At 35.1% G+C, this 15738-nt stretch carries 21 protein-coding genes and 2 pseudogenes; 17 read left to right on the top strand and 6 right to left on the bottom strand.

Annotated features, from left to right (window positions below):
• The 7 genes and pseudogenes from DW114_RS13295 to DW114_RS13265 form a co-directional block, all read left to right on the top strand.
• Positions 1-791 (top strand): annotated as a pseudogene (locus DW114_RS13295) (YtxH domain-containing protein); the annotation flags it as partial.
• Complete coding sequence (locus DW114_RS13290) at positions 788-1795, top strand: lysozyme family protein (protein WP_074065856.1); 1008 nt, start codon at positions 788-790, stop codon at positions 1793-1795. The pseudogene DW114_RS13295 and the gene DW114_RS13290, both read left to right, overlap by 4 nt.
• Before the next feature lie 16 nt (positions 1796-1811).
• Positions 1812-2723: a conjugal transfer protein gene (locus tag DW114_RS13285; RefSeq protein WP_009319871.1), complete on the top strand. Its 912-nt coding sequence runs from the start codon at positions 1812-1814 to the stop codon at positions 2721-2723.
• A gap of 122 nt (positions 2724-2845) precedes the next feature.
• The gene (locus DW114_RS13280) at positions 2846-3220 is read left to right on the top strand and encodes a GntR family transcriptional regulator (RefSeq protein ID WP_009319872.1); all 375 of its coding nucleotides are present in this window, start codon (positions 2846-2848) and stop codon (positions 3218-3220) included.
• A gap of 4 nt (positions 3221-3224) precedes the next feature.
• Positions 3225-4079 carry an ABC transporter ATP-binding protein gene (locus tag DW114_RS13275; RefSeq protein WP_009319873.1) on the top strand — a complete coding sequence of 285 codons (855 nt, stop codon included), beginning with the start codon at positions 3225-3227 and terminating at the stop codon, positions 4077-4079.
• 2 nt (positions 4080-4081) lie between these two features.
• The gene (locus tag DW114_RS13270; protein ID WP_009319874.1) at positions 4082-4687 is read left to right on the top strand and encodes an ABC-2 transporter permease; all 606 of its coding nucleotides are present in this window, start codon (positions 4082-4084) and stop codon (positions 4685-4687) included.
• A 10-nt stretch (positions 4688-4697) separates the two neighbouring features.
• A complete protein-coding gene (locus DW114_RS13265; RefSeq protein WP_009319875.1) occupies positions 4698-4928 on the top strand; it encodes a hypothetical protein in 231 nt (76 codons plus the stop codon).
• A 57-nt stretch (positions 4929-4985) separates the two neighbouring features.
• On the opposite strand, the gene DW114_RS13260 is transcribed toward DW114_RS13265, so the two are convergent.
• Positions 4986-5309 carry a winged helix-turn-helix transcriptional regulator gene (locus tag DW114_RS13260; RefSeq protein ID WP_009319876.1) on the bottom strand — a complete coding sequence of 108 codons (324 nt, stop codon included), beginning with the start codon at positions 5307-5309 and terminating at the stop codon, positions 4986-4988.
• 124 nt (positions 5310-5433) lie between these two features.
• On the opposite strand from DW114_RS13260, the gene DW114_RS13255 reads away from it, so the two are divergent.
• The 6 genes from DW114_RS13255 to DW114_RS13225 all read left to right on the top strand — a co-directional run bounded on the left by DW114_RS13255 (position 5434) and on the right by DW114_RS13225 (position 11029).
• Complete coding sequence (locus DW114_RS13255) at positions 5434-5952, top strand: nitroreductase family protein (protein WP_009319877.1); 519 nt, start codon at positions 5434-5436, stop codon at positions 5950-5952.
• Positions 5953-6151: 199 nt separating this feature from the next.
• Positions 6152-6922 (top strand): ABC transporter ATP-binding protein, encoded by a 771-nt coding sequence (locus tag DW114_RS13245; protein WP_002323002.1) that lies wholly within the window; start codon positions 6152-6154, stop codon positions 6920-6922.
• Positions 6912-8891 carry an ABC transporter permease gene (locus DW114_RS13240; protein ID WP_002323003.1) on the top strand — a complete coding sequence of 660 codons (1980 nt, stop codon included), beginning with the start codon at positions 6912-6914 and terminating at the stop codon, positions 8889-8891. Before DW114_RS13245 ends, DW114_RS13240 begins: the two co-directional genes overlap by 11 nt.
• 58 nt (positions 8892-8949) lie before the next feature.
• On the top strand, positions 8950-9609 hold the full coding sequence (locus tag DW114_RS13235) for a response regulator transcription factor (RefSeq protein WP_009264385.1): 660 nt from the start codon (positions 8950-8952) through the stop codon (positions 9607-9609).
• Entirely contained in the window at positions 9606-10607 is a 1002-nt protein-coding gene (locus DW114_RS13230; RefSeq protein ID WP_021395584.1) for a sensor histidine kinase, read from the top strand. Before DW114_RS13235 ends, DW114_RS13230 begins: the two co-directional genes overlap by 4 nt.
• A 47-nt stretch (positions 10608-10654) precedes the next feature.
• The gene (locus tag DW114_RS13225) at positions 10655-11029 is read left to right on the top strand and encodes a GntR family transcriptional regulator (RefSeq protein WP_002323006.1); all 375 of its coding nucleotides are present in this window, start codon (positions 10655-10657) and stop codon (positions 11027-11029) included.
• A 153-nt stretch (positions 11030-11182) separates the two neighbouring features.
• Here DW114_RS13225 and DW114_RS13220 read toward each other — a convergent pair whose 3' ends face one another.
• The 5 genes and pseudogenes from DW114_RS13220 to DW114_RS13190 form a co-directional block, all read right to left on the bottom strand.
• Complete coding sequence (locus DW114_RS13220; protein ID WP_024407057.1) at positions 11183-11461, bottom strand: helix-turn-helix transcriptional regulator; 279 nt, start codon at positions 11459-11461, stop codon at positions 11183-11185.
• Between the two features lie 179 nt (positions 11462-11640).
• Positions 11641-11901: pseudogene (locus DW114_RS13215) on the bottom strand (topoisomerase DNA-binding C4 zinc finger domain-containing protein); the annotation flags it as partial.
• A gap of 169 nt (positions 11902-12070) precedes the next feature.
• Entirely contained in the window at positions 12071-12808 is a 738-nt protein-coding gene (erm(B), locus tag DW114_RS13205; protein ID WP_002292226.1) for a 23S rRNA (adenine(2058)-N(6))-methyltransferase Erm(B), read from the bottom strand.
• A gap of 124 nt (positions 12809-12932) precedes the next feature.
• Entirely contained in the window at positions 12933-13016 is an 84-nt protein-coding gene (locus DW114_RS13200; RefSeq protein ID WP_001814874.1) for a 23S rRNA methyltransferase attenuation leader peptide, read from the bottom strand.
• 72 nt (positions 13017-13088) lie between these two features.
• Complete coding sequence (locus tag DW114_RS13190; RefSeq protein WP_222847410.1) at positions 13089-13481, bottom strand: hypothetical protein; 393 nt, start codon at positions 13479-13481, stop codon at positions 13089-13091.
• A 517-nt stretch (positions 13482-13998) separates the two neighbouring features.
• Here DW114_RS13190 and DW114_RS13185 point away from each other — a divergent pair.
• From DW114_RS13185 to DW114_RS21730, 4 genes are all read left to right on the top strand, one after another.
• Positions 13999-14418 carry an RNA polymerase sigma factor gene (locus tag DW114_RS13185; protein WP_002322726.1) on the top strand — a complete coding sequence of 140 codons (420 nt, stop codon included), beginning with the start codon at positions 13999-14001 and terminating at the stop codon, positions 14416-14418.
• Positions 14419-14421: 3 nt separating this feature from the next.
• On the top strand, positions 14422-14676 hold the full coding sequence (locus tag DW114_RS13180) for a helix-turn-helix domain-containing protein (RefSeq protein ID WP_009319880.1): 255 nt from the start codon (positions 14422-14424) through the stop codon (positions 14674-14676).
• A 370-nt stretch (positions 14677-15046) separates the two neighbouring features.
• A complete protein-coding gene (locus tag DW114_RS13165; protein WP_002347229.1) occupies positions 15047-15250 on the top strand; it encodes an excisionase in 204 nt (67 codons plus the stop codon).
• A gap of 78 nt (positions 15251-15328) precedes the next feature.
• A partial coding sequence (locus DW114_RS21730) for an integrase DNA-binding domain-containing protein (RefSeq protein ID WP_233512188.1) occupies positions 15329-15738 on the top strand: 410 nt, incomplete at its 3' end.

The raw sequence follows: 15738 nt of genomic DNA, 5'->3' as shown, positions 1-15738 counted from the left end.
CTGGCGGTATTTCGGGCGGTGTGGCTGGTGCGGTGGCTGGAAGTGCCGTTGCTAATAAACGAGCTGAAAGAAAAAATACAGCTTCTAAAGAAAATCGGGGCAATACCACTTCCAGCATGGGACAGCGTGCAGGCTCAAAGGTGGGTGCTGTCTTAGATACGAAAAATAAAGTGAAAGACAAAGCAAACGCTGTCAAAGAAAACATCAAGGATATGCCGACACAGACCGCTTATGCGGTGTATTCCGCAAAGGAAAAGGCAAAGTCCAGCGTGTCCGACTTCAAGCGTGGCATGGTGCAGGAACAGCAGTCCAGACAGACGGGACGATTGGAAAAGCAGGAACAGCACAAGAAAAATATCGCTGACAAGCGTATGGAGCTTCAAAAGGCACAAGAAGCAAGGCAGGCACAGCGAAAGGCTGACGGATCAGCGACAACAGGAGCTACCCGTCCCCATGAGCGACCAGCCACAGCTTCAAAGCCGAGTGCGGAAAAAATGCAGGAAGTCAAACGTCCTGCCACAGCGACCACTTCAAAAGCAAGTGAGCCAGTCAAGACAAATGTTATCAAAGAGCGTCCGTTATCTTCTGGTGCTTCTGATAGGAAAGCGACCCAGTCTGCACAGCCAGTACATAGGCAGAATGTAGAAAAAGTGGTATCGCAGGAAACACGCCAGAATTACCCCAAAGACCGCAGGACAAAGGTTCAGCAGACGCAGAGCGTCCAGAAGAACCAGCAGACAACAGAGAAAACCCGTAACCTTGTAACGAAGAAAGGACAGAAGAAAAAATGAAACTGAAACATATCGCTATCATTGGCAGTCTGTTTCCTATCCTCTTTTCTCTGGTGCTTTTCTTTGGAGTGTTGATTAGTGCGGACAGCGACGACGAGAACAGCAATTTTTCTTCTGGCATTACGGGTATGAACCTATCCGCAGAAGTCTTGAAACATCAGCCTATGGTAGAAAAATACGCCAGAGAATACGGCATTTCCGAGTATGTCAATGTGCTATTGGCTATCATTCAAGTAGAAAGTGGCGGTACGGCAGAAGATGTTATGCAGAGTTCGGAAAGTCTTGGTTTACCGCCTAATTCCTTAGATACGGAAAGTTCAATCAAGCAGGGGTGTAAGTATTTTGCGTCCCTGCTTTCTTCCTGCAAAAATCAAGGTATCGACGATTTGAATGTAGCGATACAGTCCTATAACTATGGCGGTGGCTATGTGGGTTATGTGGCAGGAAAAGGAAAGAAACACACTTTTAATCTTGCAGAGAGCTTCGCTCGTGAGAAGTCGGGTGGAAAGAAAGTAACCTACACCAACCCGATAGCTGTTGCGAAGAATGGGGGCTGGCGGTATGGCTATGGAAATATGTTCTATGTGGAATTAGTCAATCAATATCTGACTGTGGCACATTTTGATAATGCGACGGCACAAGCGATTATGAATGAAGCGTTGAAATATCAAGGCTGGAAGTATGTGTATGGTGGCAGTAACCCGAACACTTCCTTTGATTGTAGCGGACTTGTGCAATGGTGCTATGGAAAAGCTGGTATCTCCTTACCGAGAACAGCACAAGCACAGTATGACGCTACCCAACATCTTCCACTCTCGCAGGCAAAGGCTGGGGACTTGGTGTTTTTCCATTCTACCTATAACGCTGGTTCGTATGTAACGCACGTCGGCATTTATGTAGGAAATAATCAGATGTACCATGCAGGCGACCCGATAGGATATGCAGACCTAAGCAGTAGTTACTGGCAACAGCACCTAATCGGTGCAGGACGAGTAAAACAATAGAAAGGACTTGAAAAATATGTTTAAGAAGAATAAGAAACAGACAGAAACTCTCAAAGAACCAAAAGAAAAAAAGGTGCGTACTGTTAAGGTAGGCACACATAAGAAAACCGTGATTGCGTTGTGGGTGGTGCTTATCGCAAGCGTGAGTTTTGGGGTGTATAAGAATTTTACCGCTATCGACCAGCACACCACCCATGAAAAAGAAATCATTGAGCTTCGCTTGCAGGATACCAACGGGATAGAAAATTTCGTAAAGAATTTTGCGAAGTCCTACTACACATGGAATAACAGTAAAGAAGCGATTGAAGCAAGGACACAGGCAATCAACGGTTATCTGACAAAGGAATTGCAGGACTTGAATGTGGATACCATTAGAACCGATATACCAACCAGCTCCACGGTTACAGATGTGATTGTATGGAGTATCGAACAGTCGGGAACGGACACTTTTTCTGCTACCTACGAAGTAGATCAGCAGATAAAAGAGGGAGAACAGACAAGTAATGTCAAAGCAACCTATACCGTAAAAGTCCATGTGGACGCTGACGGGGATATGGTAATCGTTCAGAACCCTACCCTTGCACCAGCAATCGAAAAATCGGACTATGAGCCTAAGACACCAGAAGCAGATGCAAGCGTAGACGCTGATACTGTCAATGACGCTACCTCTTTTCTGGAAACATTCTTTAAGCTGTACCCAACAGCCACAGAAAAAGAACTTGCCTATTATGTAACGGGAAATGTGCTTGAACCTATCGGCAGGGACTATCTTTATTCTGAACTGGTAAACCCTATCTTTACAAAGGACGGGGACAATGTGAAAGTTAAGGTTGCTGTAAAATTCCTTGATAATCAGACAAAGGCAACACAAGTATCGCAGTATGAACTTGTACTACATAAGGATAGCAACTGGAAGATTATAGGATAAATCAAGAGGCTTGTAGTTAGCATTTTTGCATGATTACAAGCCTAAACTTATTGACAATCGTATCATATAATACTATACTGTACTTGTAAAGTTAATACAGTATAAGACAAGGCGGTGGTATAGTGGATATTTTTATCAATAATCATGCCAGCATACCGATTTATGAGCAAATTTCTTCACAAATAAAGGCAATGATTATCAACGGAGATTTGAAAGCTGGAGAAGCACTTCCCTCTATAAGAGGACTGGCAAAGTCGTTGCATATTAGTGTTTTAACGGTGCAAAAATCTTATGATGTACTTCAAAAGGACGGTTTTATTGAAACAACTGCTGGAAAAGGTTGCTTTGTATCCGTTCAAAATCAAGATTTCTACTTAGAAGAACAACAAAAGAAAATAGAAAATTATTTTATAGAAGCGATTGAAATTGCAAAGGTAAGCGGAATAAAGCTGGATAAATTACAATCTTTACTTGCACTATTATATGAGGAGGAATGAGATTATGGAAAAATATGCTTTGGAACTTAATGGAGTAACTAAACAATATAGTGACTTCAAACTTGACAATATTTCCTTTACTGTTCCGCAAGGTAGTATCGTTGGATTGATTGGAGAAAACGGAGCAGGGAAAAGCACAACAATTAAAGCTATTTTAGGTTTGATTGTTACTGAGCAAGGGAAAATTTCTGTATTTAATGGGAAAGATGTCAACGCTGAAACGAAAGAACATATCGGTGTTGTATTTGATGGAAGTAATTATCCCGATAATTTAACACCCAAAAAGTTAGGAAAAGTTTTTCAAAATATTTATGCTGAATGGAATAATGAAAAATATTTTGAGCTATTAAATAAGTTTGAACTTCCTATCAATAAAAAATTAAAAGAATTTTCAAAAGGAATGAACATGAAGTATTCCTTAGTGGTTGCTCTATCTCATAATTCAAAATTGCTTATTCTTGATGAAGCAACAAGTGGGCTTGACCCTGTTATACGAGATGATATTTTAGAAATGTTTTTAGATTTTATTCAAGATGAAGAACATTCCATTTTGGTTTCATCACACATCACAAGTGATTTAGAAAAAATCGCTGATTATATCGTATTTATACATGAGGGGAAAGTATTATTTTCAAGACCTAAAGATGAATTGACTGAGCAATACGGTATCATCAAATGCAATGCTAAACAATTTGATGAATTGAATAAAAATGATATTATCCGTTATAAGAAACAAGATTATGAATGGCAAGTGCTTGTTGCAAATAGACAAAAAGCAAAAAAGGAATATCCACATACTTTAGTTGTACCTGCTTCAATAGACGATATCATGTTACTTTATGTGAAAGGGGAATGTTGATTATGAAAGGCTTATTATTAAAAGATTATTTTGCTATTAAATCTTCGATGATAATATTACTCATTGGCTTTGTTGTCTTTGGGTTCGGAGTTTCTTTTTATGCTCCACCCTATGTTTTAATGCTGATAGCTTCTATTATACTAGGGCAATTTGTAACAACTACAATTTATTCAGACAGAAAATGTGGTTGGTTGAAATCATCAATAACATTTCCAACATCAAAAAAATCACATGTTAGCAGTAAATATATTATGTATGCTCTATTATGTTTGTTAGGGGTTGTTGTTGGTCTAGTTTTAAGTATTATTATTACTTCAATCCGTAATGAACTAGATACACATTTGCTTTTATTATTTACTTGTATGACAACTACTATGATATTTATGTCAGGGGCTGTTCTTATTCCTTGTTACTATTTTATCAAAGAAGAATTAAGCGGAGCTATTGGAATTTTAGCATACGGAATATCGGGTGTATTTTTCTTTGGCATGATTAAGTTAATTGAAAATCATGTTTTGGCACTTACTATTAGCATTTTTACAGCGATAATACTTTTTGTTATTTCTTGGTGCTTTCTTTGCCAACAGATAATAAACAGAGATATTTAGGAGTGATTTAATGCTAAGAATAAAAAAACGAGATATTAAAAAAGCGTTAAAAGCAGGTGCAAAGGCTGGCGGTATGTCATTAGCTGATGTTCGGGAAAATATTGAAGCAACGATTGATGAAGCTATGAATAGCACCGACCCAGAGGTGCAGGCAAATTTCAAAAAGTATTTTGGGAATAAACGCCCTACACCAGAAGAATATATTTATATCATTACGAAAAAGACAAAAGTAAAAGTGTAAATAAAAACGCCGTGGGAAACAACTCACAGCGTGAGATCTGATTATCACGGCGTTAAATTATTTTTGGAGCAAATAGTTTTCTCCCCAGTTGCATAGTTCATCAAGAATAGGGGTTAAGGTTTTTCCAAATTCAGTTAAAGAATATTCTGTTTTTGGCGGTACAACTGGGTAAACTTTGCGGTTAATCAATCCGTCTTTTTCTAGCTCACGGAGTTGTTGTGCTAACATTTTATCTGTTGCTTTGGGAATGAGCTTATGAATTTCGTTATACCGTAATGTTTTATTCATTAAATGCCACAAAATGACAGCCTTATATTTTCCACCGATTAGTTGAATGGTTGCTTCAACTGGACAACTAAAACCACAGCAATTATTTTCCATAATGTTCTCTCGCTTTTCTTTTGGGTAGTATATTACAAAATAGTGCGTTCTTGTCTAATAGACTATTACGAATATAATTATAGTATAGGTTGACCTAATTCACAAGAACAAAGGAGATTGAAACATGAATGTATTAGATATTGCAAAAAAGAGGTATTCCGTTAGAACATACGAAGATAAACCAGTAGAAAAGGAAAAGTTGGAGAAAATACTTGCTTCTGCTCATGTTGCACCAACAGCGGCGAACTTACAGCCAGTTAAATTATTGGTGGTGCAGGACAAAGAACGATTGAAAAGTATTGCAAAAGCTGGAAACATATATAATGCCCCATTGGCAATTATTGTTTGTGCAGACCATTCAAAAGCATGGACACGACCTTTTGATAACAAACAGACAACAGATATTGACGCTACTATTTTGACAGACCACATGATGTTGCAGGCAACAGAGTTGGGATTAGGTACAGTTTGGGTATGCTTTTTTAAACCAAATGTAATCAAACGAGAATTTCAATTACCAGATAATTTAGAACCAGTCAATATATTAGTCATTGGTTATGGGAAAGAAACACCAGCAGACCCAGAACGTCATTTTGCTACACGTATTCCTATGGAAGAATTGGTTTCTTACGACTATTTATAAAAGGTTTGTAATTGTAATTTTTTAGACAATGAAAGTAACGGGTCGTGAAAATGCTTCACAGAATTGTGATCTGCATTATCACGGCTCTTTTACTCTCTGTTTACTTTCAAAACTGTAAGTGTAATTGAATACTGCCCTTGCTATAATTTAATCGTATTCCAAAACAAATAAATGTGGCAGGAAGAAAGGAGCGATTTTAATGGAACACATTTTAAATTTAGAACAAGTAAAAAAATACTACGGGGGTAACTCTGGAAATATCACAAAGGCAGTAGACGGTATTTCTATGTATGTAGACAAGGGCGAATTTGTCGCAATAATGGGAGCTAGTGGTTCTGGAAAGACTACCCTATTAAACTGTATCTCTACGATTGATACCGTAACCAGCGGACACATTACAGTCAACAATCAAGATATTACCAAAATCAAAGATAAAGATTTTGCTGATTTCAGACGTGAAAATCTAGGGTTCATTTTTCAAGATTTCAACCTTTTAGATACCTTAACGATTGAAGAAAACATTTCTTTGTCATTGGTAATCAACAAACAGAACCCTGCTGATATTGACAAACGAGTTCATGCTATCGCTGATAAATTGGGTATTCGTGATATTTTATCGAAATTTCCTTATGAAGTTTCTGGCGGACAAAAACAGCGTTGTGCTTGTGCAAGAGCCTTAATCAATGAACCGAAACTGATATTAGCTGATGAACCGACGGGAGCTTTGGACTCAAAATCTTCCAGATTGTTACTGGAAACAATGTCTGACATCAACAAGAAAATGCAGGCTACTATTTTAATGGTAACACATGACCCGTTTAGTGCGTCTTTTTGTAAACGTATTTTGTTCTTGAAAGACGGTAAAATATTCAATGAAATTTTCAGAGGGGAAAAAAGCAGAAAAGATTTCTTCAATGAAATACTGGATATATTAACCTTGCTCGGAGGTGAAGTGGGAAATGTTAGGTAAATTAGCGGTTAGAAATACAAAAAGAAGCATTAAAGATTATTTGATTTATTTGATAACTGTTACTATCGCATTTTCTCTTATATTTGCTTTTAACTTAGTGGCAAGTTCTGAAGAAGTAATAGAATTATCGACAGGCATGGATACGTTTAAGTATATTCTAGCTTTTGTGAATGTTGTTATTATATTTGTTATCTGTTTTTTGATTAACTACACCACAAAATTTATGTTTGAAAAGCGAAGCAAAGAGCTTGGAACATATATGCTTCTTGGAATTAGAAAAAAAGAAATTGCTCGATTGCTTGTAATTGAAAATGTGTTATTAGCGATATGTGCTTTGGTTTTGGCTATTCCTCTTGGGTTCATATTTAGTCAATTTGTATCATTGGTAATTGTAAACTTATTAGGTATTCCAGAAGTAATCTTTATTTCAATAAATTTTGTTTCCATAGGATTGCTTGCTATTTACTTTTTGGCAATATACGTATTGGTTCTGCTTAATCTTTTACGAAGAATTAGAAAAATGACGGTACATGATTTTCTTTATTTTGATAAGCAGAATGAAAAGAAAATGTTCCGTAGCAATAAAAAGAGAAATATTATTTTCATTGTTAGTGTTATATTAGGAATTACTGCTATTTTGCTTTGGGCTTCACGTTGGACAATGGAAAACAGCGGTAAACAAGAAACTCTTACGTATTTGATGATTAGCATGATGATGTTGATTATCAGTATTTATGGTGTATCAGCTACTTGTGCAGATATGTTGTTGTCGGTTTTATTGAAAAATAAAAAACTTAAATATCAAAAAGATAACCTTTTTGTAACAAGAACTTTTGCGTCAAAAGCAAGAACAATGAGTTTTACGTTCGGGACACTTTCCATGTTGATATTACTTTCTTTGTTATGTTTAAATTTTTCAAGTATCAATAAAGGAGTGTATAAAGCAAGCATAGAAATGACAGCTCCGTTTGATGTTCATGTGTTTGAAGAAAAACAACCATTTAAAGATTTTAAAGAATATGTGAATGTTGTTGATGAAGATTATACAATAAATAAAGCAATCGAATTTGATGTTTATAAAGAACCGAAACATCAAATGCAGAATTATTTTGACGTGCAATTTTATGATTATGACCCAGTAATGAAATTAAGTGATTATAACGAAATACTGAAATTAAAGAATATGGACACCATAGAATTAAGTAATGACGAGTATTTTCTTGTAACTAGCAAAGATTTGTTATATAAAGTTGAAAACAACAAGGATATTGAAAAAATTCAGTTGACAAGTGGAAAAGAATTAAAACTAAAGGGCATTGATACAAAAACGTATTGGTATCAAATAAATAATACTGGAAGATTTGCTGTTATTGTGCCTGATGAATATGTTCAAGGCTTGGAAGTATCTGAGCAACATCTGATTATAGATACCATAGAAGAAACAGATACAAAACTTAGAGAAAAAATCAAACAAGATTTGAAACATCGATTAGTAATAGTAAATGATGATGGTGAAACAGTCGTACAATATTATAGACTTTCTGTAAGAGGTTCTGCTATTGAAGAACAAAATACGATGACCGCTATGATTGCAAGCATTTGTCTTTATATTGCTTTTATTTTGATTTCGGCAGTTGGAACAGTTCTTGCTATTCAATCACTAAGTGACTCTACAAAGTACAAATACCGCTATCAAACATTAAAAAGATTGGGAGTGAATGATAAATCATTATTTAAAACAATCAGAAAGCAATTACTAATATTATTTGGTGTTCCAGTTATTTATTCAATTCTTGCAAGTTTCTTTATGCTGGTATCAGTCAATAATGTTTATAAAATTTATTTAGAAAGTGAGTATAGTTATTTAATTTACTTCGTAGTAGGTTTGGCGATTTTCTTCTTTATCTATGGAATTTATTGGATAGCAACGTATATCGGTTTCAAACGAAATATCAATGAGGAGAGTTAGATTTTTCTAGCTCTCCTGCTGTGGAATTATTATAATGGTAAATCAAGGGGGTGTGGAAATGAGAATAGCAATTATCGAAGATGATGAAATCACTCGTCTGGAGCTTTCTAAACTATTGAACACACAAGGATATGAAACAGTCTTGTTGACTAACTTTGAAAATCTGACAGAGGAATTAAAGCAATATTGCGTAGAGCTGGTTTTGCTTGATATTAACCTGCCGTATGAAAATGGCTATGAAGTATGCAGGAAAATAAAACAAGCTATGCCAGTACCTATTATCTTTGTAACAAGCAGAGATACAAATGCTGACGAATTGAAAAGTATTCAAGTGGGTGGAATTGACTTTATCACAAAGCCGTATGACACGCTTATTCTTCTTGAGAAGATCAAGCGTGCATTGCAGTTATCAAACCCGAACAATTTCCGTGAGCTTGTCAAAAAAGATTGTACCCTTGATTTACATTTATCCATTTTGAAGTATCAAGAGAAAAGCATTGAACTGACAAGAAATGAATTTCGTATCTTATACTACTTCTTTATGAATGAAGATAAAGTTATTAGCAAAGAAGAACTATTGGAAAAGCTGTGGAACGACAAATATTATTTAGACGAAAATGTATTACTGGTTAATATGACCCGTCTAAAAAAGAAAATGAAAGAAATCGGTATTGTTCATTTATTGGAAAATATACGAGGAAAGGGTTGGAAACTGTGAGCTTTTTTACATTCTTAGAAGAAAAAATAACAGAGATATTGTTTCAGCTTTTCTTTCTTGCCTTAGTAGTATTTCTCTTGATTTTCTACGGTGTAGATACGCTATTTGTTGTATTGCTGGTAATTCTGTTCATCAGCATACAAGGTTTTTTTCAATGGTGTTTGTATCGGAAGAAACGTAACGCTTCACAACATATTATTGATTTAGTAGACGGACTGGAAGAAACCTATTATATTGCAGACGTTTTACCAAAGCCAAAAGAATTTCAAAATGAAGCCTATTACTACGCACTAAAAAAAGCCTGCAAATCTATGAATGATGAAATCAGTAAAATCACAGAAGAAAAGCAGGACTATCAAGAATATGTGGAAAGTTTCGCCCATGAAATTAAAATACCGATAGGGGCATTGTCTTTGACGTTTGATAATACGAAAAATTATACGTTAAAAAAAGAAACTGATAAGATATTTCAGTTAGTAGAGCAAATGCTCTATTATGCAAGAAGTGAAAATACGGAAAAAGACTACTTTGTAAAACAGTTAAATTTAGACGAAGTGATACATAATATCATTTTGAAATTCCGTCATTCACTTATGGAAAGGAAAACGGTTATCAATATCCATGATATAGAGAATGTTGTTTATACCGATGAAAAATGGCTGACATTCATTCTATCTCAAATCGTGCAAAATACGATTAAGTATTTTGACAAGCAGGAAAATAAACTGACGATATACAGTCAAGACAATGAAACAAATATACTGCTTGTGATAGAAGATAATGGCTGTGGAATAAAAGCGTCAGACTTATCAAGAGTATTTGAAAAGGGTTTTACTGGTTCAAATAGAAACAAAGCAAATGCAACGGGCATGGGACTGTATTTATCGAAAAAATTATCTGATAGACTAGGTTTGAAATTAGATATTACTTCTAAAGAAACGGAATATACAAGACTGACAATTACATTCCCAAAAGGAACAGTCCATAATTTACATTAAGCATTGAATAGTTGCTTATTGATGATAAAACAAAGGAAGTGATACACATGGAGTTATATCTTAATGATGTTTACCCTTATGCACAACAAATATCAAATTATATAGAACGAGAAATTTTTCAACAGAAATTAAAAGCAGGTCAAAAGCTACTTTCAATAACAAATTTAAGTAAAGAATTAAATGTTAGTAAACATACAATTCAATTATCTTATAAAATACTGAGAAAGAAAGAGTTAATCGTAAAAAAAGGAAATGATTTTTTTGTTACAAAAGATAACTGCTGTATAATAACAAAAATGAAAGAAGAAACAGATTTACAGATAATCAAATGTCTGCATGAATTAGCAGAAATGGGATATTCAAGAGAACAAACAAAATCCTTGATTTTAAGAAAATTAGAAACTTTAAAATTTCCTCAATAAGTTCGATTAGGCATTGCATAGTATTTTGCTGTAAGGGGGCTTGAGTTATGGAATGTTTTAAGTGCAATTCTTTACAATTTAATTCCACCTAACAGTACACTATTAAAAAATAAATATTATTTAGCTTTAATAAGCAATGATTTCGTGCATTATTCACACGAAATCATTGCTTTTTTCTTCTTCCATTTCTAACTCCAATGTTACTTGTTCTGTTTCTGGTTCTGGTTCTGTTGGCTCATTTGGGATTAAATCCACTACTAGCGTTGAGTTAGTTAACTTTGCAATTTGTTCTAGTGTTTTTATGGTTGGATCTGATTTTCCTGATTCTATTCGTGAATAATTTGATCTACTCATTTCTAATTCTTGGGAGAATTTTTCTTTTGATTTGGTACCTCTCATCTTTTTTAAGCTTTCTCTAAATGCTAGTTCCAAGTTTCTCCCCCCTCTTTTTGTGTCATAAAATTCACGCTTTATTTAAATTATAGCTTTTAATATCTTAATAAACAAGTGATTAATCACTTGTGATTTGTGATTAATCACTTGTGATTTGTGATTAATCACTTGTGATTTGTGATTAATATATAAAAGCCCTCTTTAAAGGGCTTTTATGTTTATTTTGAAAAAGAGATAAAATCAATATATCCCTTTTCCCCAATTTTTACAACGGCATTGTAGGGCTTTTTCTCTTTGTTTTTGATTCCTTTTACCAGGGTTTCTTTTCCCTCCAGTAATTCTTTTACATTCGTTTTGGTTAGTTTTTTCTTTCTAAAATGTTCAGCTAAAGTAAACTTACATTCAGGATAATTTGAACAACCATAAAACGATTTTTTTAATACAATATTGTTGCCACACTTAGGACATTTTCCTACAAGGGGTCCCGAGCGCTTAGTGGGAATTTGTACCCCTTATCGATACAAATTCCCCGTAGGCGCTAGGGACCTCTTTAGCTTCTTGGAAGCTGTCAGTAGTATATCTAATAATTTATCTCCATTCCCTTTAGTAACGTGTAACTTTCCAAATTTAAAAAAGCGACTCATAGAATTATTTCCTCCCGTTAAATAATAGATAACTATTAAAAATAGACAATACTTGCTCATAAGTAACGGTACTTAAATTGTTTACTTTGGCGTGTTTCATTGCTTGATGAAACTGATTTTTAGTAAACAGTTGACGATATTCTCGATTGACCCATTTTGAAACAAAGTACGTATATAGCTTCCAATATTTATCTGGAACATCTGTGGTATGGCGGGTAAGTTTTATTAAGACACTGTTTACTTTTGGTTTAGGATGAAAGCATTCCGCTGGCAGCTTAAGCAATTGCTGAATCGAGACTTGAGTGTGCAAGAGCAACCCTAGTGTTCGGTGAATATCCAAGGTACGCTTGTAGAATCCTTCTTCAACAATCAGATAGATGTCAGACGCATGGCTTTCAAAAACCACTTTTTTAATAATTTGTGTGCTTAAATGGTAAGGAATACTCCCAACAATTTTATACCTCTGTTTGTTAGGGAATTGAAACTGTAGAATATCTTGGTGAATTAAAGTGACACGAGTGTTCAGTTTTAATTTTTCTGACGATAAGTTGAATAGATGACTGTCTAATTCAATAGACGTTACCTGTTTACTTATTTTAGCCAGTTTCGTCGTTAAATGCCCTTTACCTGTTCCAATTTCGTAAACGGTATCGGTTTCTTTTAAATTCAATTGTTTTATTATTTGGTTGAGTACTTTTTCACTCGTTAAAAAGTTTTGAGAATATTTTATATTTTTGTTCATGTAATCACTCCTGAAGTGATTACATCTGTAAATAAATACAGAAGTTAAACGATTTGTTTGTAATTTTAGTTATCTGTTTAAAAAGTCATAAGATTAGTCACTGGTAGGAATTAATCTAACGTATTTATTTATCTGCGTAATCACTGTTTTTAGTCTGTTTCAAAACAGTAGATGTTTTATCTACATTACGCATTTGGAATACCAACATGACGAATCCCTCCTTCTTAATTACAAATTTTTAGCATCTAATTTAACTTCAATTCCTATTATACACAAAATTTTAAGATAAATCAATAGCTGTTGTTAAAATATCGCTTGCTGAAATAGTTTCTTTTTCCGTGTGAATATCAAAATCAATAAAGAAGGTATTGATTTGTCTTAAATTGTTTTCAGAATGTCCTTTAGTGTATGAACGGTTTTCGTCTGCATACGTACCATAACGATAAACGTTTGGTGTCCAATGCGTAAATGTATCTTGATTTTCGTGAATCGCTTCTTCGGAAGTCAGAACAACGCCACGTCCGCCAATCATGCTTTTTTTTGAGCGATACGCAAAAATAGCCCCTTTACTTTTACCTGGCTTGGTAGTGATTGAGCGAATTTTACTATTTTTAAATTTGTACTTTAACAAGCCGTCATGAAGCACAGTTTCTACAACAAAAGGGATATTCATTCAGCTGTTCTCCTTTCTTACGAAAATTAATTAGTTAGAAGCTACGATCAAAGTTGAATCACAACAAAAAAGGCAATCAACTAAGTTTTTCTTAATTGATTGCCTGGTATCTTCTTAAAGACTTGAAATCCCCTCAAAAACCCGATATAATGGGTTTACAGATATTTAAGTATCTGATTAATAAAGTAATTAAATACTTTACCAAATTTTGGGTCTCGACTTCTTTAATTGATTGGTGGTAATCAATTAAGGCTCGCAGTTAAAGTTTCTCAGGCTTTAACTGGTCGTGGCTCTTTTTTTGTATTCTTTATTCAGTTCGTTGTTTCGTTATATCTAGTATATCGCTTTTTAAAAAAAAGCTCGTACAGACTATATGTTTTGTGCGGGCTTTTTTCATACCCGAAAAAAACTTAAAAATTTTTCAAAAGAGGTCATTAAATCACACCTAGCTGTCCTTATATGGTGCGGAAAGAGGGATAAACACTTTTCAAATCATAAAGGAAAGGGGGTGAGATTGATGAAACCGTCTGACTTCCAGAAAACAGTTCAATGTCGTTTTGAAAGTTGTTTAAAGAAAGTTGTTCGTAGTGTCGTGAAAGATTATTACAAGGAATTAAACCGTCGTAAAAATAAAGAAATATCTTTCAGCGAATTGCCAGATGTCATTGTTGATAAAATGACTGTTTGGGACGACTACGAAACAGATTATACAATCTTTTCAGTATGTGGCATTGATATTCGTGTCCTTGATGATGAATTGGCAGAAGCATTGAAGAAACTTCCAGAAAGAAAACGCAATACTCTGTTGATGTATTACTTTTTGGAAATGACAGAAAGTGAAATTGCCAACTTGCAGAAAATCACGCAAAGCGGTGTATTTAGAAATCGACATCACGCTTTGGAAATTATGAAAAAAATACTCAAGGAGGAACATTAGAAAATGAAACAGTTATTTAAAAAGCCGTCCTATTACTTGATTTCATCAGCTATGGACGGAAACGAAAAAGCGATTGAGAAATTGCTGGCATTTTATGACCCGTACATATCAAAGTGCTGTTTACGTTCACTTTATGACGAATATGGCAATGTTTATATTGTTGTAGACATGGAATTAAAAGGACGTATCAGAGAAGCACTTATCAAAATGATTTTAGGTTTTAATATTGAAGATATGGACTTGGAACCAGAAAAATAAGCAGTTTTTAGCGGAGCATGATTTAATGTCCCCCTCTTTCCTGCTCTGCCCCTGCTTCTACATGAAAGCAACACGCTTTCGCTACAGCTCTTTGACAACTGAATAAAGCAGACAGATACGTTTGTGAGATAGCGAGCCACGGGAACTGTACGCCACGACCTTTTAAAAGAAAGCGAGCGACCCACGCAGTGATCCGAGAGCGACTGTTGGAAAAGTCGTTTTGCCACGACCTATCCTCACAGAATAATGATACGTCCGCATGGTGCGGTTCTGCCCACAAGAATGGGAATAGTTGAGATACTAACGGAGCTTTCCAAAGCCGTCTGCCTGCTTGTAAAAAATGACACACAGTAAAGGGGGTGCATAGATTATGAACAATACTGATGTGCCTATCTGGGAAAAATATACGCTGACGATTGAAGAAGCGTCTAAATACTTCCGCATTGGCGAAAAGAAATTGCGTAAATTAGCCGAAGAAAATCTTGACGCTGGCTGGGTTATCGTGAACGGCAACCGTATTCAGATTAAGCGAAAACAATTTGAAAAAATCATAGATACATTGGACGAAATCTAATGTCATTGAGCCGTAGATATGGTATAATAAGGTATAGCGTATCACGGCTCATTCCATGACGGAAAGGAGCTTTACACTATGTCTAATGTAAAACGAAAAGACAGTAAAAATCGCAATTTGCGTAATGGAGAGAGCCAGCGAAAAGACGGAAGATACGTTTATAAATATACCGATATATACGGAAAGCCACAATTTATTTATTCTTGGAAACTTGTACCGACAGACAAGACACCTGCTGGAAAACGTGATGATATATCGTTGAGGGAAAAAGAAACACAGATAAAAAAAGACCTTAACGACGGTATCGACACAGCAGGCGGTAAAATGACAGTCTGCCAGCTCTACGACAAGAAGAACAGCCAAAGAAAGAACATCAAAAGGGCTACTGAAAAAGGACGACAGTATCTTATGAACGCTCTGAAAAATGACCCGTTGGGTATGAGAGCGATTGATACCGTCAAGCAGTCGGACGCTAAAGAATGGGCTAT

The organism is Absiella sp. AM09-50 (genome assembly GCF_003433845.1).
GTDB classification, from domain to species: domain Bacteria; phylum Bacillota_I; class Bacilli_A; order Erysipelotrichales; family Erysipelotrichaceae; genus Hoskinsella; species Hoskinsella hominis.
The sequence above is the reverse complement of the archived record's forward strand: the minus strand, read 5'-3'. Positions and strand labels throughout refer to the sequence as shown.

What these genes read in the sequence shown, in the direction of transcription:
- DW114_RS13290 (WP_074065856.1), top strand. Translation starts at nt 788, where the DNA reads ATGAAACTGAAACATATCGCTATCATTGGCAGTCTGTTTCCTATCCTC.
- DW114_RS13285 (WP_009319871.1), top strand. Translation starts at nt 1,812, where the DNA reads ATGTTTAAGAAGAATAAGAAACAGACAGAAACTCTCAAAGAACCAAAA.
- DW114_RS13275 (WP_009319873.1), top strand. Translation starts at nt 3,225, where the DNA reads ATGGAAAAATATGCTTTGGAACTTAATGGAGTAACTAAACAATATAGT.
- DW114_RS13270 (WP_009319874.1), top strand. Translation starts at nt 4,082, where the DNA reads ATGAAAGGCTTATTATTAAAAGATTATTTTGCTATTAAATCTTCGATG.
- DW114_RS13265 (WP_009319875.1), top strand. Translation starts at nt 4,698, where the DNA reads ATGCTAAGAATAAAAAAACGAGATATTAAAAAAGCGTTAAAAGCAGGT.
- DW114_RS13260 (WP_009319876.1), bottom strand. Translation starts at nt 5,309, where the DNA reads ATGGAAAATAATTGCTGTGGTTTTAGTTGTCCAGTTGAAGCAACCATT.
- DW114_RS13255 (WP_009319877.1), top strand. Translation starts at nt 5,434, where the DNA reads ATGAATGTATTAGATATTGCAAAAAAGAGGTATTCCGTTAGAACATAC.
- DW114_RS13245 (WP_002323002.1), top strand. Translation starts at nt 6,152, where the DNA reads ATGGAACACATTTTAAATTTAGAACAAGTAAAAAAATACTACGGGGGT.
- DW114_RS13240 (WP_002323003.1), top strand. Translation starts at nt 6,912, where the DNA reads ATGTTAGGTAAATTAGCGGTTAGAAATACAAAAAGAAGCATTAAAGAT.
- DW114_RS13235 (WP_009264385.1), top strand. Translation starts at nt 8,950, where the DNA reads ATGAGAATAGCAATTATCGAAGATGATGAAATCACTCGTCTGGAGCTT.
- DW114_RS13225 (WP_002323006.1), top strand. Translation starts at nt 10,655, where the DNA reads ATGGAGTTATATCTTAATGATGTTTACCCTTATGCACAACAAATATCA.
- DW114_RS13200 (WP_001814874.1), bottom strand. Translation starts at nt 13,016, where the DNA reads ATGTTGGTATTCCAAATGCGTAATGTAGATAAAACATCTACTGTTTTG.
- DW114_RS13190 (WP_222847410.1), bottom strand. Translation starts at nt 13,481, where the DNA reads ATGAATATCCCTTTTGTTGTAGAAACTGTGCTTCATGACGGCTTGTTA.
- DW114_RS13185 (WP_002322726.1), top strand. Translation starts at nt 13,999, where the DNA reads ATGAAACCGTCTGACTTCCAGAAAACAGTTCAATGTCGTTTTGAAAGT.
- DW114_RS13180 (WP_009319880.1), top strand. Translation starts at nt 14,422, where the DNA reads ATGAAACAGTTATTTAAAAAGCCGTCCTATTACTTGATTTCATCAGCT.
- DW114_RS13165 (WP_002347229.1), top strand. Translation starts at nt 15,047, where the DNA reads ATGAACAATACTGATGTGCCTATCTGGGAAAAATATACGCTGACGATT.